This window comes from Microbulbifer mixtoriginis (SeqCode) (assembly GCF_052466865.1).
The window spans coordinates 1658823-1676922 of the sequence record NZ_CP174293.1; the positions used below are offsets into that span (position 1 = coordinate 1658823).

Sequence of the window (18100 nt, forward strand, 5' to 3'; positions counted from 1 at the left end):
TGTGTTGGCATATACGAGCCCAATTTACACGGAATTAATCTTCCATGGGGGCGAATTGAATGAGGATATTTAAAAAATGCAAGACGCTCAGCCGAAGACTATTTACCTCAAAGATTATCAAGTACCAGATTATCTGGTAGATAGCACAGATCTTCATTTTGAATTGGAGCCCAAGGCGACTCTGGTAAAGTCACAGCTAAAAATCCGTAGGAACCCCAAGGCGGGTCAAGGTTTGCCGCCTTTACTTCTGGATGGCGTCGATTTAGAGCTGTTATCTATTGCAATTGATGGTTCAATTCTTCCCGAGGTCTCATATCAAGAAACCCTCCAGGGATTGTCTATATTGGTGGATAAGCCTGAATTCATATTAGAAATCCATAATAGAATTAATCCTGAAGATAATACTTCTTTAGAAGGTTTGTATCTTTCAAATGGTATGTATTGCACACAATGTGAGGCAGAAGGGTTTAGAAAGATAACTTTTTACCCCGATCGTCCGGATGTGATGTCGAAATTCACCACTACTATCGTTGCGCCAAAAGATTATCCTGTATTGCTATCCAATGGTAATCAGATTGATTTTGGCGATTGTGAGGATGGTCGTCATTTTGCGACCTGGGAGGATCCTTTTGCGAAACCATCTTATCTATTTGCTTTGGTGGCAGGGGATTTGGAAAATGTAGAGGATACTTTTACTACTAGTAGCGGGCGTGAAGTAAAACTGCAAATTTTTACTGAAGCAAAAAACATCGGTAAATGCGAGCATGCCATGCGCTCCCTGAAAAAGGCTATGAGTTGGGATGAGGAAGTATATGGCAGAGAATATGATCTAGATATTTTTATGATTGTGGCGGTAGATCATTTCAATATGGGGGCGATGGAGAATAAAGGGCTAAATATCTTCAATTCAGCTTGTGTGCTGGCGAGTCCTGAGACAGCAACCGATTCTGCCTTCCAGAGAATAGAATCTATCGTTGGGCATGAGTACTTTCATAACTGGTCGGGAAATAGAGTTACATGCCGGGATTGGTTTCAACTCAGTTTAAAAGAAGGTTTTACGGTGTTTCGTGATGCCGAATTTTCTGCTGATATGAATTCTCGGGCTGTTAAGCGTATCGAAGATGTTTCACTATTACGAACCAACCAGTTTGCTGAAGACGCGGGCCCCATGTCTCACCCAATAAGACCAGATTCTTACATAGAGATTTCCAATTTCTATACATTAACAGTATATGAAAAAGGTGCGGAAGTAGTCCGGATGTTGCACACCCTATTGGGGAAGGAGAAGTTTCGCAAAGGTAGCGATCTCTATTTTGAACGACATGATGGAAGTGCAGCAACCTGTGAAGATTTTATTCTGTCGATGGAAAATGCTAATCAGGTAAACCTCACCCAGTTTCGACATTGGTATAGTCAAGCTGGAACTCCAATCTTAGAGGTTACAGACAGCTTTGATCAAGCAACGGGCAGATATAGCCTTAAAGTTTCTCAGTCTTGCCCAACTAGGGCGAACCAGGATAAAAGTCTACCACTTCATATCCCGATTAAAATTGGTTTGCTGGATGTGGATGGAAATAACTCTATTCTCAACAATGAAGGGGACATTGAGGAAGTTCTGGAGGTTACTCAGCCTGAGCAACTCTTTGAGTTTAGTGGATTTCGGAAAAAACCCCTGCCATCACTTCTGCGTGATTTTTCTGCGCCTGTCAAGGTTCGTTACCCCTATACCGGGAAACAGTTGATTTTCCTGATGCGTAATGATTCAGATACGTTTAACCGTTGGGATGCATCGCAGCGTCTTGCATTTATGGCCCTTACACAACTACAGCAAGACTATCGTAGTGGAGAGGCACTTCAGTTACAGCCTGAACTGATAGAGGCATACCGGGATGTGCTAAAAGATAGCACACTAGATCCCGCCTTAGTGGCAGAAATACTACGATTGCCAAGTGAGCAATCCGTTGCAGAGATGAATGATCTTATTGATGCTGAAGCGATAGTTGTAGCGCGAGACTTCGCATTAAAAACTTTGGCAACGGCATTGGCTCCTGAGCTGTTACAAAGATATACAGCGTTGGATCACCAGAAACCCTATAGTCCCAATGCAAAAGATATTGCTGAGAGAAGCTTGAAAAATACTTGCTTATCTTATCTTGCAGCTACAGAAAAAGATGATGCGTTAAATATTGTACAAAAGCAGTTTGAGACAGCTGGGAATATGACTGATAGCGCCGCAGCACTGAGTGCATTGATTAACTACGGAAGTGCTCCGAAGGTTGATTCGGCAATACAAGAATTCTATCAGCGCTGGAAAGATGATACTCAAGTTGTGGAGCTTTGGTTAGGGCTGCAAAGTAGCAGTGCCCGAAATGGAACTCTTACCAATATCAAAAATTTAACAAAGCATCCATCCTTTGAGATTAAAAATCCAAATAAAGTTCGAGCGGTACTCGGTGGCTTTGCTAATCGAAACTTTAAGCAGTTTCATAAGGAAGATGGTAGCGGCTTCTTCTTTATTGCTGAGCAGGTCGTTATGCTAGATAAAATTAATCCACAGATAGCAGCACGGCTTGTTGTGCCGATTACACGCTGGCAAAAATACAGTGATGATCTTTCGGATAAAATGAGAGAGGCTCTTCAGGGTATTCTTGATTCTGGTGGGTTATCTAAGGATGTTTTTGAGGTGGTGAGTAAAAGTATAAACTAAAGCTCAGTTGTCGAGTTCGTTAAATGGGGCGATAAATTGCCCCATTTTTGACTTGAGCGTGAAGCGCTCTAAATTTCTTTATAATATTGGTCTTATCCGCTCGCTGCCAAGTCTAACTAAGTTAAGTTTTTCGTTGAGTAGTTTTAGTTCGGTGATGGATGTATAGTCAGGACGGAACTGCTGAATTTTAGAGTTATCCAGAACATGTGCTACTACAGAATTGATTACCATAAAGTGGCAAAATACTATAGTGTCTTCTTGAACACTCAAAAGATAGTGAATGATTCCGTCACGCCACTTCTTTTGTTGTGTATTGTTGGGGTCCCAATTCTGATCTAATAAAGAACGTAGCCAAGGTAAGCGTTGTTGTAGTGTGACCCCTTTGGGTGTAGGGATTTCGCTGACTCTGTTTTCTAAAGTAACGATTTTCCTCCACTTCTCTGCTAAAGGTTGCGCAGTTTGCTGTGCGCGTAGTTTGGGACTACTAACTATATTGAGATCCGTATTTTCAGTGAAACTTTGAGCTAAAGTTGTGGCTTGTTTATGTCCCAAGGTGGTGAGAGTTGGGTCAGGTATTAGAGGAGCTTTTGCGGCCTCACCATGACGGGCAAGTAGAATTTTTATCATGCTTTTGATTTTATAGGTATTTATTTAAGGCTTCATTGGGAATATCTTGCCATAAGTTGAGTAAATCCGTGGCATTAAATTCTCTAGAGGTTGAATTTTGGCCTAATCGCTTACTGTTGGTGCCTGAATAGACAGCCCAATCCCCTCCAGGAGTACCTATTTCAGCAAAGCTAAGCCAGGATCCCTGAATAGAGGCGCTGAGCAGATGGGCCTCGGTTTCTCCACCGTACAGCATCTTAAGAGAATCTTCGCCATGGGTTCCAAATACATAGCCGAGCTCTACTGCATGACAAGCCCCTAACAGAGGTTGAGAGGCAAGGGGTTGTGTGAAATGGTAGTGAAAACAATTACCGGGATATCCATTGAGATGCCTGAGGCCTGGGAGGGTAAATACCATATCTGTAAGCATTAGATTCCAGGTTTTACTCCATATTGGCCAATGATTATCTTTAGTTATAGAGGCTTGTTGATAATAATAATTGATAATGGGTTTTAGCTTATCTTCAGGAATTAACCACTCTAGGTGTTTACAAATCTTTTGATAAGTAAGTGTATATATTTCCGGATTGGATGCACTAAACAAATTCCATTCTTCTAGATTGCTTCCTAAAAGGAGTGGGAGGCCTTTTTCTGTTGGTTTTCTACTAAGTTTTGTATCTTCTATAAGTTTATTGTCAATAACGGGTTTAAACGGAAGTTTTCCCCATTTTTGATGTAGCTGTGTATCTTCTAGAATTTTTTTCTGTGCTTGTAAAAGTTCTTTTGCTGTATAGTGATAAAGTGATTTTCCTTTACTTATTTTCCTGAGATGAAAAGTAAAGGCTTCTGCCATCTGGTTTGCCTGCTCGATAGAGTGAAGGGCTCTGGGGTGGCCGCTTTGCACAATGGCACGGGCATATAATCCTTGGCATTCAGAAATATTCAAAATAGAGGCGATACTCATAGCGCCTGCAGACTCGCCAAAAAGTGTAATATTGTCTGGATCTCCACCAAATACGGAGATGTTATTCTTTACCCACTTAAGTGCGGCAATTTGATCCAGAATGCCCTCATTACCGGTAGAGGGAATCTCGCTGATGTCCTTGAGGCGTAAAAACCCAAAAGAGCCTAGTCGATAGTTGAATGTAATGATGATGGCCCTGCCACTGGCAGCTAAGTAACTACCATTGTAAATAGGTTGACAGCCAGAGCCCATATAGAAAGATCCCCCATGAATCCAGAACATAACTGGTAGCTTCTGTGAGGGGTTGACTGGGGGAGAAAAAATGTTGAGATGTAAACATTCCTCCCGCTCAGGAATTTCGCCATCTCGTCCTCGGACTTCCATTAATGTGGATGGGTTTTGCGCAGCCGGCATGCCGAATTCTTCTGCATGATATGGAGTTGTCCAGGGGGGTAGCTCTTCAGGAGGACTCCAGCGTAGTTCTCCTACGGGGGGGCGGGCATAAGGTATCCCAAGAAACTTATGGATCCCCAATTTCAAATCACTTTTACCGATGATGGGGCCAGAGCTAGTTTCAATTATTGGCGTCAGATTTTTATTTAAGTGTTTGCCAATATCTGGATCCTTAGTCATTTCTGGCGCCCCTATCTCTAAAGCGAAATCTCAGATTTGTTTTTTCAGTGTGAATGGTTGCATGACTGTTACAGGCTCAACTGAAATCATATTTACAAAAAGGCGCTGTTGGGGAGTGCATACTTCTACCCTGAGTGTAATTTTAATGAGGTGAATTATAATTTAGTCAGCGGATTGCTGGCGGTGGGGTATTAGCTGTCTATTAGTCTGAGGTTTGTTTAGATTAGGGTTTTGAAGGATGATTAGTCATGGGGGAGTACACTGCTGGTCGGGTATTAAGCGATGGCCTTAAGAAGTGGTTGGAGATTTCATGAATTTTATGTTGCAAGCTGATTGGTCATGTTACATTCATAAAAAATTCATATTTTCAAATTTCTTGTCTTTGAAAACGCTGACTTCACTATTTATAACGTTTATGAGAAACATACCTCGTTCGAGATAATTTGCCCCACTTTTTAGTCGCTTGTTATTCTTATGAGATTGAAGATCTTCATGCGTTCCCTTAATGATGACCACTGTAACTTAGTTTGTGTGTTTAGTGATCATATCCAGTTGATATGTTGTGGTGGAGAGATGGTTGGTTGTCGCTTGGGCTTCGCATTCAAATTGATTTTTTGAAGTTTAGAGACTGCCTCTTCAATATTGCCATTCATTGCATAGATGATACTAATTACTGCTGCTATGCGATATAAAACTTCGTTACTTGAGTTTGGTAAACTTATCTCTAATTCTCGGTTTGGCAACTGTAGGGAAACCGAGTTATCATTGCCGTTTGCGCATATTTTATTGATACGGACTTCGGCATTAGTGCTTTCCCCAAATAGAATAACTCTTCGAGCGTGTTTCTTAGCCTTTTTGAATATATAGTCAAAGCATTGAAGGTGTTCTCCAACTATTGCAATAGCAGGACCGATTAAACCTTCAAAGATCCGGGAGCACAATTTGGCCATGTCGGCTACTGAAGTTGCCATTTGGTTAGTGGACGGTAAATCAATTTCAGTAATTAAAGATATTGTCGGTTTAATACGATGTGTAATTGGCCCAGGCTTCATACTGAGGGCACTTTGCGTAACTTCAATAATCGCAGCTTCATGATCCTTATTTAGACTGGCCAACACACATGGGGCTGCTATGCATGAGTTGTCTGCACCAGAATTGGTTAGAACTTTATCCTTTGGACCAAGTGTATGTGTGATCATGTTTCGTATAGGAAGCTCCTCTGATGTTCCAGTAATAGCAATGACTTCACCATCGAAACGCTCGCGGGCTGCAAAACCTAGCTCTATGATCGTCTTAAGAGGGTCATCCACCTTTAACACTGGCAGTCCTTTAGGCAGTCCGGGGATAGGGCGTGAGACTATTGCTCCGGCAATTCGGTCAGCAAACGATGGTAGTTTTTTATGAGAATCCCAGAATTTTGCTGAGACCTTCGGAATCGGCGCATGGTAGGAGCGATCCAAGTTTGTATGTGCAACGAAGAGAGCTGGCTCTGATGATGCTTCAATAAGTCCACTATCTGAAACTACACTGCTTACGAACCACTCTTTATCTTTAGGGGGAGGTTCCAGCCAGGTGCCTCCAGAGATAGTGGCCAGCTGTTCTGCATTCCAAGTTTGCCCAGGTAGATGATCATAAATAATGTCTGGAAACTTGGTTCTATAAACTGGAATTTTGCTCTTTTGGTATTCACGTTGCGGAGTGAGGCTTAGTTTGCTCATTACTCCTGGAATAGGTATTGGCTTGATTTTAGTTTTATTGGAAATCAAACCGACATATAGATGTAGCTCCGCATCACTAAGATCTCTGCTTGCAGGGGCTCTAAGCCCAAAAAAATCGCGGTAAATCGTGTTGGGCTCCCAGTGGCTAGTGGGGAGCTGCCAGTCACAGGGGTCGTGGTCCATAGAGGTTCCCCAGCAGGGCATGGAACTCTGCAAAGTTGGTATAGCGCGGAAGTCCAGTCTGAAGTCCTCAGAGAGTTTACTTTCGATTTTCCAAAAGGACTCCACCCATAGCATCTGCCGGGATATTAGCTCTCTAGGAGTTAATTTAACCCCCAGTAGCACTAGAGGGCCAATTTTTTGGGGGGGGATTTGGGCATCAACAGGTACCGAAGGAACCTGCCATTGGGGGTTTATTGGGCGTTTTGCCAATATCTTTTCTTGCCGATAAGTGGTTTTCCTACTAATAGAGAGTTTTCCTGCCAGGCGTGAGGGCGGAGTAAGCTTTAGATTGGCTGTGCCGTCTTCACATAAATGGAGTTGAGTTCCCAGTGACAAACAAATTTGGGAAAACCTTTTACAGTGTGCTTTAGCAGCTTCACCATATAACTGCTTTGAGTAGCCAAAACCAGCTTCAACAGGAGCAAATGTAATTTGCTCAATGCCACTGGTACTTAGATGCAGGCGAAAAACGCCACTATCGGACACGCTTTCACGGATACAATCAAAGAGTAAGTCCCCGGCACCGTGGATAATAGGGCGCTGTTGATAGAGTTCTATACCTTGTAGATTGTAACTGCCAGAGCCCAGAATACCATCTGCGCCAGCCTCTATAATTTTGTGGGCTGCGATGACTTGCTGCGGACAGGGTTGAGCCTTATGGTTTGCTTCCCAGTGCACGGCTACCAGAACCACCTGGGCTTTCTTGCGAGCTGCAGTAATAAGGGGCCGCAGAGTGTCGTACCATAGCTCTGGTACTGATAGGGGGAGGTGAGCACAACCAGGATGCGTGGGGCCGGCAGCATAACGAGGCTGGGTGGCATCAAGAGAGAATATCGCTACATTGATATTTCCAGCAGGTCTGATTACAGGGCTGAGTGCCTCCTCTAGATTCCTGCCGGAACCTGAATGTCCAATCCCTGTGCAATCAAGCCACTGCCCCTGTTCCATTAATGCGGTAGGCCCATAATCGCCACTGTGATTGTTAGCAGTACAGGCTATATCTATTCCTGCATTAATGAGTATGGACAGCATCTCTGGTCTAGCGCGGTAATAACATGGGGAGGCCTCTCCCTTTGGAATACCCTGCTCACCGCTAGTGGCGATCACGCACTCCAGATTGATAACGCTGAGATCGGCATTATTCATTGCTGGGACATGCCCCAGAACCTGTTCAATGCCCAGCTGGGCTGTACGGTAGTGTTGTCTGCGCCCCAGATTTACATCACCGCCCCAGGCAATCACTGGCCGATCTTGAGCGACAGAGGGCGCGGTGGCTTGCCCATCAGTAATGATTTTGGAATGGTATAGATTGGCGGTAGCCCCTGTTTTTTTAGGTGCTTGGGATAAAAGATATTTCCTATAGGCGATCAAGCTAGAAAGACAATGACTCACTTCGTCTAATCTGACCCTGAAGTTTTCATGACGAGTAAAAAAACTGCCAGTGACTCTCGTCGGATTCTTAAAGAACATGGCAATCTCAGGCCAAAAATAGCCGTTTAATAGGTGATTGGCCCTACCATGTAATGCACGATAAAAGTGTTCAAGATCAATTTGGTCCAGTAGATATTGATATGCCTCTTGGGTGATTAGATCCGAGATCATCTTTGCCGCAGCCACCATTAACTCGAGTAACCTTGGGGATGCAGTTATATGCTTCTCGACAAAGTCCAGAATACTGACAAAGTTACGGATACCGAACTGATAGTATTTCTCCTTCGGCCTATAAATCGTGAGCAGGTTTACACAGTGGCTCACCCAGTGATCGTGAGTGCGCCAGTGCTCAGTCGCTATAAAATGATCCAAGCTTTTCTCTACCAGCGTTAACCAGCGCGGATTCTTATCCCAGCCATAAAGGCATATTAATGCGAAAGCTGCTTTACCCAGAGGGTTATTCGAGGCCGGCTGTTGATGTTTAATGGTGAGAGAAGAAAACTCCAGAACAAGGGGAAGCTGCCCACTGTCCAGGCTCTGTATAAATTCTATGCCCCTGGCTAATTGCTCCATCAGGTCTGCATAAGTCCTGCACTGCAAAGCCTCAGAATATTTAACCAGGGCTAATAGGCTTGCCGCGTTACTAGCTAGGTTGATTTCACTATGCTGTTCTACCCAAAAGGCAGCGACTTCACTTGTGTTTGGGAAAGTTATTTGGATTAATTTAGAGGTAAGATATTTCAATGCCTCCTCTATGGATTCCAATAGAGAATACTCTTTGGTGACTTCCCAGGCCTCAACCATCGCGCAGATGCTACTTGCGTGGCATAAGTTTTTGTCATTGATGATCTCTTGATCGAAACAGGCATGCCATCCATAGTGAAAATACCCACTGGGCTTTACCTGACCAGCTAGATAATGGCTGCTACTTTCAATAATCTTTGTAACATTCTGGCTATCCAGCTCTTCAATAGCCCGGCGTCCAGTATTCAATCCCGATTCATATAGGCACAAAGGCTCCAGTTCTTTTTCGCAAAAAAGCCCTGCAGTGGTCAGAAGTACAATGCTTCGTTCATCGGAGAAATCCAGATCTTCTTGCTGGTTAAAACGTTTCTTGAAGTATGAAGTAAAATTCTTTTCATTGAGGAATCCATGCTCGATTTTATCGCCGCCATGTAGCATGGCATTCCCGTTAAGCTCTTGTTCGAGAAAAGCAAATTTGCAATCGACATCCAATGCAAGGCCGTAGCGGAAGTAGGAGCGCTTGGTGTCCTGGAGAAATTCATGTAAACCGGCAAGAGTCATTGTGCTCCTGCGGGTAACCCAATCTACCCGTAGCCAGCAGGGTTCTATTTTGGAGCTTTTAGCTGCCCTACGGGTAATTTCAGTGAGAGTCTGCCAAGCGCTTGGGAAGTCCTTAGCATGGGTGTGCCGTACTTGAGCTCGTTGCTTGGCGTCACTGATAGAAAAAAAAAGCGTATAGGGTGGGCTGAGATCACGCAGTGCCCGTTCTACCATGGGGCGTGCTCGTCTAAGCATGCTGGATAGGGACATGTCGCTGTTATTCTCTGTGGATCGGGGTGACGGCTACATTATTCGTATAGCTTTACTGGGTAACTAAAAGAGGACTTTCCTGCTGGAGTATAGACATGCGAACAGATTCTGCTGGTAATGAGAGAAATCTTGCAGGAAAAATCTGATTAGATAAATTTTTTATGAATATAGAAAATTAGGTTTTCAAAACTAATTCACTTGGATAGTATTAGGGATACCGCGCTTAAGAATGGAAGGCACGCAAAGTGCCGAAGGTTCTCACAATTAACCCTTAAGCAACTTAAAAGGGTTAACTCCAGGTTGAATGAGTTTGCAGGTTATACGCTTGCCAATCCCTAAAACCCGAAAGGCGACCCTTTCGGGTTTTTTGTCAGAAAACTATTAACCGACCAATTAAAGATTGGTTCTCGCGGTTGATTACCCTGTCGACTTTTAAGGCGGCACATGGGCGTTAAGTCTGTGCGAAGGGTTGTCCTCCCTGGTTTTGTTTGAATCTTACTACCTGGTGCGGAGCTCAAAGAGTCTTAGAGGACCTTTAGAGAACAAGGAAGAAATAGAAGTGGAGTATTAGGCAATGCGTTGGAATTGGTGGCAGAACCTCAGGGGATTTCCTCCTCTGGTCTGGATAATATTAGTAGGCAGTTTTTTTAGTCGTGGCACTTATTTTATGGTTTGGCCTTTTCTGGCCATTCTTCTTTTCAATAAATTTGAGTTGGGTGCAGCGGAAATTGGCTTGATTCTCAGTGCCTCAGCAATTGGTGCGGCGCTATTGGGCTTTTTTGTGGGGGCCTTGTCTGATCGCTATGGGCGTCGGAATATCCTGCTATTAGGTTCGCTAATAAACTTATGTTCTTTTGCGCTGTTGGCAGTGACCCAGACATTAGCGGGATTTATTCTGGCGATGACTCTTTGCTCAATTGGTCGCGCCGTTTGGGAACCGCCAGCCAGCGCATTGATTGGCGACTTAATGGATAACCAGGCGAGTCGTGAGTTAGCTCTGCAGCTGCGTTACTTCCTTATTAATGCGGGAGCGGCATTAGGGCCCATTGTTGGTGTCTGGGCGGGGCTAAGTGCGCAGCAGTCCACCTTTGGCTTAACTTCTCTCAGTTATCTGCTTTTGGCACTGGCGTTTATTTGGGGATTTGCAAAAACAGAGAAGGGACAGCTCTCAAAGAGCAATGGTGATGGTTCTGTCGATTTAGGCAGTACCCTGGCGATATTGCGCAGGGACCAAGTGTTTATGGTGGTGATTGTTGCCAATATCCTCACGATGTTTATCTATGCCCATATGGATTCCAGTCTGGTGCAATATCTGACACGGGCTGAGGCTCCGCGATTGGTTGAGCTGATATCCAGTATGATCTTTGTGAACGCAATGACCATCGTGTTATTGCAGTTTCCACTCATGCAGTTGATGCGCAAGCTGGATATTAATGGGCGAATTATGATCGGGCTGGTGATATTGGCTGCGGCACAAATGTGGTTTGCCCTCAATCCGGTGCACTGGTTTTGGGGCTGGATGGGGGCGACCTTTGTTCTCAGTTTGGCTGAAGCGATTCTCTTTCCAACCATGAGTGTACAGATAGACCGGTTGGCGCCTGAACATTTACGCGGTACCTATTTTGGGGCCTCTTCCTTTTACGCTCTCGGTTGGGCCCTGGCTCCTTTGGCTGGAGGGGTGGTTTTAGAGTGGTGGGGTGGACCGACGCTTTATTGGATGTTGCTGGCGCTTTGCTGTGTCGTATTCGCGCTTTATCGCACAACAGCTTACCTCTCCCGCCCACAGTGGCCGGAGCAGAAAGAGCAGACAATCTCTTCAGGTGAAAGTGCCAAAATCACTGGATAGTTAAAAAGAGGTTTTTCAGATATAGAAATAGATGGTGTCTGTGAGGCATAAAAAACGGGAAATCCAGTAGTAAGAATGGAGTTTCCCGTTCTGATTTGCCTGAGAAAATCCCCGACAAGAATATTGCCGGGGAATTTTTTTAGATCTCTGCAGCGAGGCGTGAGCCTTGGTCAATGGCGCGCTTGGCGTCGAGCTCCGCGGCCTCGTCGGCACCACCGATCAGGTGGGTCTTCACTCCGCGCTCCTGCAGTGCTTCATAGAGTTTGCGAGCAGGTTCCTGGCCAGCGCAGACAATAATGTTATCCACCTCTAGCAATCGCTCTTCATCGCCTACGCGAACATGCAATCCCTGCTCGTCAATTTTGTCGTAAAGAGCACCGGCAATCATCTCAACCTTGCGGTGTTGCAGACTGCCACGGTGAATCCAGCCAGTGGTTTTACCCAGGCCCGCACCCACTTTGGTGGTTTTACGTTGTAGCAGATAAACCTGGCGAGGGGTGCTTACCGCTTCGCGGGGTTTCAGGCCAGAGCGCTGTTCCAGCTCAATATCCACACCCCATTCACTAAAGAACTCTTCTTTATCGCTGGCAACCACTTCCTCTTCGGTGGAGTGGGGGCCGTCGTGAGTCAGGTATTCCGCTACGTCGAAACCGATACCGCCCGCGCCGATAATGGCCACTTTTTCGCCGACTGGTTTCTTATGCTTCAATACGTCCAGATAACCCAGCACCTTGTCGCTCTCAATACCGGGGATCGGTGGAGTGCGCGGCTCGATACCGGTGGCGATTATCACTTCGTCAAAAGACTGCAGGTCTTCTGCGGTAGCGATAGTGTTGAGTTTGACCTCAACGCCAGTCACTTCCAGGCGGCGTTTGAAGTAGCGCAGGGTTTCCTGGAATTCTGCCTTGCCGGGAATCTGCTTGGCGATATTAAACTGGCCACCGACTTTGTCGCTGCCTTCAAACAGGGTTACCTGGTGTCCGCGCTCGGCGGCAACGGTGGAGGCAGCCAAACCAGCGGGGCCGGCACCGATAACAGCAACTTTTTTCACGTTTTCGGTAGGCAGGTAGTTCAACTCAGTCTCATGACAAGCGCGTGGGTTGACCAGGCAGGAGGTGAGCTTCAGCTGGAAGGTGTGATCCAGGCAGGCCTGGTTACAGCCAATACAGGTATTGATTTCATCGGCGCGGCCCTCTGCGGCCTTGTTGACGAAATCGGAATCTGCCAGGAATGGACGCGCCATGGAGATCATATCGGCCTGCCCGGAGGCCAGCACTTCTTCGGCCACTTCCGGCACATTGATGCGGTTACTGGCAACTACCGGGATAGACAGGTGATGTTTCACCTTGGCGGTAATATCGGTAAATGCGGCGCGTGGTACATTGGTGGCGATAGTGGGAACGCGCGCTTCGTGCCAGCCGATACCGGTATTGATAATCGTGGCGCCGGCTTTTTCGATAGCCTGGCCCAGGGCAACTACTTCGTCGAAGTCACTGCCATCTTCCACCAGGTCCAGCATGGACAGGCGGTAGATAATAATAAAGTCTTCGCCAACAGCCTCGCGCACACGGCGAACGACTTCGATCGGCAGGCGGATACGATTCTCGAAGCTGCCGCCCCACTTATCGGTACGCTTGTTGGTGCGCTTTACGATGAACTGGTTAATAAAGTAACCCTCGGAGCCCATGATCTCTACGCCGTCGTAGCCGGCTTCGCGGGCCAGGGTGGCGCAGCGTACGTAATCATCGATCTGGCCTTCGATTTCCTCACTGGTCAGCTCGCGCGGAGTGAAAGGGTTGATCGGAGCCTGGATGGGGGAGGGAGCAATCAGGTTTTCGTTGTAAGCGTAGCGGCCGGTGTGCAAGATCTGCATGCAGATTTTGCCGCCTTCGGCATGAACGGCCTCGGTCACTTCCCGATGCTGTTGAGCCTCTTCTGGGGTGTTCATTTTAGAGGCACCCTTAAATACGCCACTCTCTTCGTTGGGCGCGATACCCCCCGTTACAATCAGGCCAACGCCACCGCGGGCGCGCTCAGCGTAGAATGCCGCCAAACGGGTAAAGCCACCGGGGTGTTCTTCCAGGTTGGTGTGCATGGAGCCCATCAGCACCCGGTTTTTCAGGGTGGTGAAGCCCAGGTCCAGGGGGGCAAGCATATTAGGGTAGGCTTGGGACATGGCAAAATTCTCTTCTTGTAACCTTTGGGGTTCATTTATATATGCAAAAAAGTGCATATCGTTGCCCAGCAGGATAACAAGAGCCTTTGACGCGAAACAGTGACCTTTCCGGTCGAATTCAGTGATCAATTCCTGACGTTTTATTAAGCTATTTGCGTCCCATTCTCATTTGGCTGAAATGCTTGTTTTTAAAGGGATTTTCCTCTGTTCACTTATACAGCCAAAACCGCCAGAAGTTGCTCTCGCAGCCAGCGATTGGCGGGATCTTCTTGTAGATTTTTGTGCCACAACAGATGCCAGTCCATTAGGGGTATTTGGAACGGAAGTTCAAATAGGCGTGCCGAATACTGACTGGCCAGACTCGCTGGCACGGTCAGAGCTAAATCTGTGCGTAATACGATTAAAGGCGCTACTCGGTAGTGTTGTACACGCAGTTTGATGGTGCGTCGCCGCCCAAGTTTGTTCAGTGCTATATCCGCCAGGCCAGGACCCGTGCGCCTACTGGAAACATGGATATGTTCCAGTTGTAAATACTGTTCCAGTGTCAGGCTCGACTCCCCAGCCAAGGGATGCTCATTGCGCAACATACAGAGATAACGGTCCTGGTGCAGGCGCTGTTGTTGCAGTTGGGGCGCTGTCGCCAGAGGGACATCCAGGGCGAAATCCAATGTATTGGCGGCCAGTTCCTTGGCAAGCTGATCCCTGGGAACGTGAAATGACTCTACTGTTACACCCGGCGCTTCTTTTTCCAGGCGCTCTAATAGAGGCGGCAGCAGTAGGGTTTCTGCCATGTCGTTCATAGATAGTCGCAATGTTTTGCGTGCCAGGGCGGGGTTGAATTGGCGGTGTTCATTCAGGCTGGTGCCCAGTAGGGAAAGGGCCTGCTGCACCCTGGGCATGATGGACTCCGTAAGAGGGGTGGGAGTCATGCCGGAGGGGCCGCGAATAAATAATGGGTCGTCCAGGGTACGGCGCAGACGTGCCAGGGCATTACTCACTGCCGGCTGGGTGATATGCAACTGCTCAGCGGCTCGGGTGAGGTTGCCCGAGTTATAAATGGCCTCCAGAACCAAGAACAGGTTCATATCCATTTTTTGCAACTGCATCTGTGCCTCAATCATAACCAGTGTGAATGATCATATATTCGCACAATAAACTTTGATGATTCAAACGAGAGGACTAGGGTTGGAGTTCCATAAAAAGAGGAACTCGCTGTGGCCGAATCAATCGTGGTGCGCCATGGACAGGCGTCCTTCGGCGCCGATGATTACGACAATCTCTCCGATATCGGCTGGCAGCAATCCCGCTGGCTGGGGGAATACTGGCGGGGCACTGGCCAGAAGTTTGACCGGATTTTCTGCGGCAGCCTGCGCCGTCATCGGCAAACTACCGAGGGTATCTGTGCAGGCCTTGGCATCGACTTAGAGGGCCACTTGACGGTGGTTCCCCAATTGAATGAGTTCGACTTCCTTGAAGTAGCTCGCCTCTACAGTGAGAAAAAACCCACAGCTACCCCGGGCCCCAATGCACCCCGTGCCGACTTTTACCGCTTTCTAATGCAGGGCATGCTCGCCTGGTCTGCAGGGGAAATTGCACCGGCAGAGAGTTGGCAGGCATTCGAAAATCGTATTCGTGAAGTTTTGGATTTCATCAGCGATAGTCCCAAGGGCAGTAAAACTCTGGTGGTCAGTTCTGGTGGGGCTATTGCCATGATGGTGCGGCAGGTATTGGGCGGTCCCCCCGAGTCGGTGATCAAACTCAATATGCAGATACAGAATACCGGTACTACCCGTTTTTTCTCTAGCGCAGGGCAGGGGCTCAGCTTGAACAGTTTTAATCACGTGCCTCATTTGGAGAGAGATGAGCGCCACACTTCCGTGACTTACAGCTGAATTAAAACCTACAACACAATTAAAGGTGAAAAGACATGGAGTTTGAATATTCAGAAAAGGTACAGGGCCTGTTGGAGCGGCTCAAAAACTTTATGCAGGAATATGTGTATCCCGCTGAGAGTACCTATATACAGCAGTTGCAGGATGACCCCTGGGGCGAGCCCCCTATTATGGAGGCTTTAAAAGAAAAAGCCCGTGAGGCTGAGCTGTGGAATTTATTCTTACCCGATTCCCGCTATGGTGCCGGCCTTACAAACTTGGAATATGCGCCTTTGGCGGAGGAGATGGGGAAGGTCTTATTTGCCTCAGAAATTTTTAATTGCAGCGCTCCGGATACCGGCAATATGGAAGTGCTGGCCCAGTACGGATCGGAAGCGCAGCGGGAAACCTGGCTGAGGCCATTGCTGGAGGGCAATATTCGCTCGGCATTCGCCATGACTGAACCCAAGGTGGCCTCCTCCGATGCTACGAATATTGAAACTTCTATCGTGCGCGATGACGATGAATATGTGATTAATGGTCATAAATTTTATATTAGTGGCCTGATGAATAAGCGCTGTAAGGTCATGATTGTGATGGGCAAGACCGATCCCACTAATCCGGATCGGCATCGACAGCAATCGCAAATCCTGGTTCCTACAGATACCCCTGGGGTAAAAATAATTCGGCCCATGCAGGTATTTGGCTACGACGATGCTCCGGAAGGTCATGCGGAAGTGATTTTTGAGAATGTTCGGGTGCCTGCGTCTAATCTGATTTTCGGAGAAGGGCGTGGTTTTGAAATTGCCCAGGGGCGTTTGGGACCGGGCAGAATCCACCATTGTATGCGTCTGATTGGCCAGGCCCAGCGCGCCCTGGAAATGATGGCAGGCCGCGCGGAAAATCGTATTGTGTTTGGTCGCCCGATGAGCAAGCAGGGCTCAGTGCGGGAGGATATTGCCAGATCTGCCTGTGAAATTGAGCAGGCACGTTTGCTAACTTTAAAAGCTGCGGCGCAAATGGATCGACTTGGCAATAAAGAGGCCAAAGACCTGATTGCCATGATTAAAATTGTTGCACCGCAAATGGCCTGTAAGGTGATTGACCGCGCTATCCAGATTCACGGTGCGGCAGGGTTGAGCCAGGACTATAGCTTGGCCCACCACTATGCTTACGCGCGGACTATCCGTTTAGCCGATGGACCAGATCAAGTACATATGATGCAGCTGGGGCGCAACTTGGCTGCCCGTTATGCCGCAGAGACTGCACAGGGAGAGGAGCATGTCTGAAACCGTAAAGGAGTCACGTAACTCAGTGGAAGCTTTGCCGCTGGAAAAGTTGCAGGAATACCTCAGCGCAAATGTTGAAGGTTTTTCCGGGCCACTGAAAGTCAGTAAATTTTCCGGCGGTCAATCCAATCCCACCTTTAAGCTGGAAACGCCTTCAAATACCTATGTATTGCGTCGGCAACCCCCGGGAAAACTATTGAAATCTGCTCACGCAGTGGATCGTGAGTACCGTGTTATGTCTGCACTGGCAGATACCGATGTACCGGTGCCCAAAGTTTTTCATTTATGTGAAGACCGGGATCTGATCGGCTCCATGTTTTACCTGATGGAATACTGTGAGGGGCGGATTTTCTGGAATGCGGCAATTCCTGAGGTAGATGCTCCTGCGCGCAGTGCTATGTACGATGAAATGAATCGGGTGCTCGCCGCATTACATAGTCTCAACATCGACGCCATGGGCTTATCCGATTACGGCCGCCCGGGAAACTATTTTCAGCGGCAGCTGGAACGCTGGACGGGGCAATACCGGGCTTCCGAGACACAGCCTATTGCGGCGATGGAAGAGTTGATTGAATGGCTTGGCAGTGCGCTCCCAGAAGACGATGGTCGGATAGCTCTAGTGCACGGTGATTACCGCCTCGACAATATGATTTTCCACCCTAAAGAACCCAAAGTGATCGCCCTGCTGGATTGGGAGCTTTCTACGTTGGGCCACCCATTTGCCGATCTTGCCTATCAGTGTATGCAAATGCGTATGCCTGCTGGGGGTGACAAGATGTCCGGTCTGTTGGGGCTGGATATTGCCTCGCTGGGTATCCCCTCAGAGCAGGCCTATGTGGCCAAGTATTGTGAGCGTATGGGGATTGAGGGCATTGACCACTGGCCTTTTTATTTGGCGTTTAGTTTTTTCCGTTTAGCGGCGATAGTCCAGGGCGTGGCCAAACGCGCACAGGATGGCAACGCCTCTAATCGCAATGCGGCGAGCCTCGGCGCCCTGGTAGCGCCACTGGCACAAACGGCAATGAGCATTGCCAGTGAGGCGAGTTAGTTAGAAGGTCATCTCGATACAATTTATTTCGCTTT

General features: G+C 47.4%; 10 protein-coding genes. 5 read left to right on the top strand and 5 right to left on the bottom strand.

All coding sequences use genetic code 11. The annotated features are described in order from the left end of the window. Positions 1-76: 76 nt before the first annotated feature. Positions 77-2707 carry an aminopeptidase N gene (gene pepN / locus ACJJJA_RS07435; protein WP_444904176.1) on the top strand — a complete coding sequence of 877 codons (2631 nt, stop codon included), beginning with the start codon at positions 77-79 and terminating at the stop codon, positions 2705-2707. Between the two features lie 78 nt (positions 2708-2785). Here pepN and ACJJJA_RS07440 read toward each other — a convergent pair whose 3' ends face one another. The 3 genes from ACJJJA_RS07440 to ACJJJA_RS07450 all read right to left on the bottom strand — a co-directional run bounded on the left by ACJJJA_RS07440 (position 2786) and on the right by ACJJJA_RS07450 (position 9835). Next, positions 2786-3334: a histidine phosphatase family protein gene (locus ACJJJA_RS07440; protein ID WP_444904177.1), complete on the bottom strand. Its 549-nt coding sequence runs from the start codon at positions 3332-3334 to the stop codon at positions 2786-2788. 10 nt (positions 3335-3344) lie between these two features. Then, positions 3345-4910 (bottom strand): carboxylesterase/lipase family protein, encoded by a 1566-nt coding sequence (locus ACJJJA_RS07445; protein ID WP_444904178.1) that lies wholly within the window; start codon positions 4908-4910, stop codon positions 3345-3347. Between the two features lie 542 nt (positions 4911-5452). Continuing rightward, positions 5453-9835, bottom strand: a complete 4383-nt coding sequence (locus ACJJJA_RS07450; RefSeq protein ID WP_444904179.1) for a CapA family protein — start codon at positions 9833-9835, stop codon at positions 5453-5455. 574 nt (positions 9836-10409) lie between these two features. Here ACJJJA_RS07450 and ACJJJA_RS07455 point away from each other — a divergent pair. Beyond that, a complete protein-coding gene (locus tag ACJJJA_RS07455) occupies positions 10410-11681 on the top strand; it encodes an MDR family MFS transporter (protein WP_444904180.1) in 1272 nt (423 codons plus the stop codon). Positions 11682-11820: 139 nt separating this feature from the next. On the opposite strand, the gene ACJJJA_RS07460 is transcribed toward ACJJJA_RS07455, so the two are convergent. After that, positions 11821-13857 carry an oxidoreductase gene (locus ACJJJA_RS07460; protein WP_444888404.1) on the bottom strand — a complete coding sequence of 679 codons (2037 nt, stop codon included), beginning with the start codon at positions 13855-13857 and terminating at the stop codon, positions 11821-11823. A 212-nt stretch (positions 13858-14069) separates the two neighbouring features. Next, positions 14070-14963 carry a LysR family transcriptional regulator gene (locus tag ACJJJA_RS07465; protein ID WP_252085103.1) on the bottom strand — a complete coding sequence of 298 codons (894 nt, stop codon included), beginning with the start codon at positions 14961-14963 and terminating at the stop codon, positions 14070-14072. 108 nt (positions 14964-15071) lie between these two features. Here ACJJJA_RS07465 and ACJJJA_RS07470 point away from each other — a divergent pair, with 108 nt between their 5' ends. Genes ACJJJA_RS07470 through ACJJJA_RS07480 form a run of 3 tightly spaced genes read left to right on the top strand, consistent with a single transcriptional unit; the run spans position 15072 to position 18065 of the window. Then, a complete protein-coding gene (locus ACJJJA_RS07470; RefSeq protein WP_444904181.1) occupies positions 15072-15749 on the top strand; it encodes a histidine phosphatase family protein in 678 nt (225 codons plus the stop codon). Positions 15750-15784: 35 nt separating this feature from the next. Beyond that, the gene (locus ACJJJA_RS07475; protein WP_444904182.1) at positions 15785-17017 is read left to right on the top strand and encodes an acyl-CoA dehydrogenase family protein; all 1233 of its coding nucleotides are present in this window, start codon (positions 15785-15787) and stop codon (positions 17015-17017) included. Beyond that, on the top strand, positions 17010-18065 hold the full coding sequence (locus ACJJJA_RS07480; RefSeq protein WP_444888408.1) for a phosphotransferase: 1056 nt from the start codon (positions 17010-17012) through the stop codon (positions 18063-18065). Before ACJJJA_RS07475 ends, ACJJJA_RS07480 begins: the two co-directional genes overlap by 8 nt. Positions 18066-18100: the final 35 nt, after the last annotated feature.

Bases quoted from the DNA above. Each gene is read 5' to 3' on its own strand.
- ACJJJA_RS07440 (WP_444904177.1), bottom strand. From the start codon at position 3,334: ATGATAAAAATTCTACTTGCCCGTCATGGTGAGGCCGCAAAAGCTCCT.
- ACJJJA_RS07450 (WP_444904179.1), bottom strand. From the start codon at position 9,835: ATGTCCCTATCCAGCATGCTTAGACGAGCACGCCCCATGGTAGAACGG.
- ACJJJA_RS07445 (WP_444904178.1), bottom strand. From the start codon at position 4,910: ATGACTAAGGATCCAGATATTGGCAAACACTTAAATAAAAATCTGACG.
- ACJJJA_RS07475 (WP_444904182.1), top strand. From the start codon at position 15,785: ATGGAGTTTGAATATTCAGAAAAGGTACAGGGCCTGTTGGAGCGGCTC.
- ACJJJA_RS07480 (WP_444888408.1), top strand. From the start codon at position 17,010: ATGTCTGAAACCGTAAAGGAGTCACGTAACTCAGTGGAAGCTTTGCCG.
- ACJJJA_RS07460 (WP_444888404.1), bottom strand. From the start codon at position 13,857: ATGTCCCAAGCCTACCCTAATATGCTTGCCCCCCTGGACCTGGGCTTC.
- ACJJJA_RS07455 (WP_444904180.1), top strand. From the start codon at position 10,410: ATGCGTTGGAATTGGTGGCAGAACCTCAGGGGATTTCCTCCTCTGGTC.
- ACJJJA_RS07465 (WP_252085103.1), bottom strand. From the start codon at position 14,963: ATGCAGTTGCAAAAAATGGATATGAACCTGTTCTTGGTTCTGGAGGCC.
- pepN (WP_444904176.1), top strand. From the start codon at position 77: ATGCAAGACGCTCAGCCGAAGACTATTTACCTCAAAGATTATCAAGTA.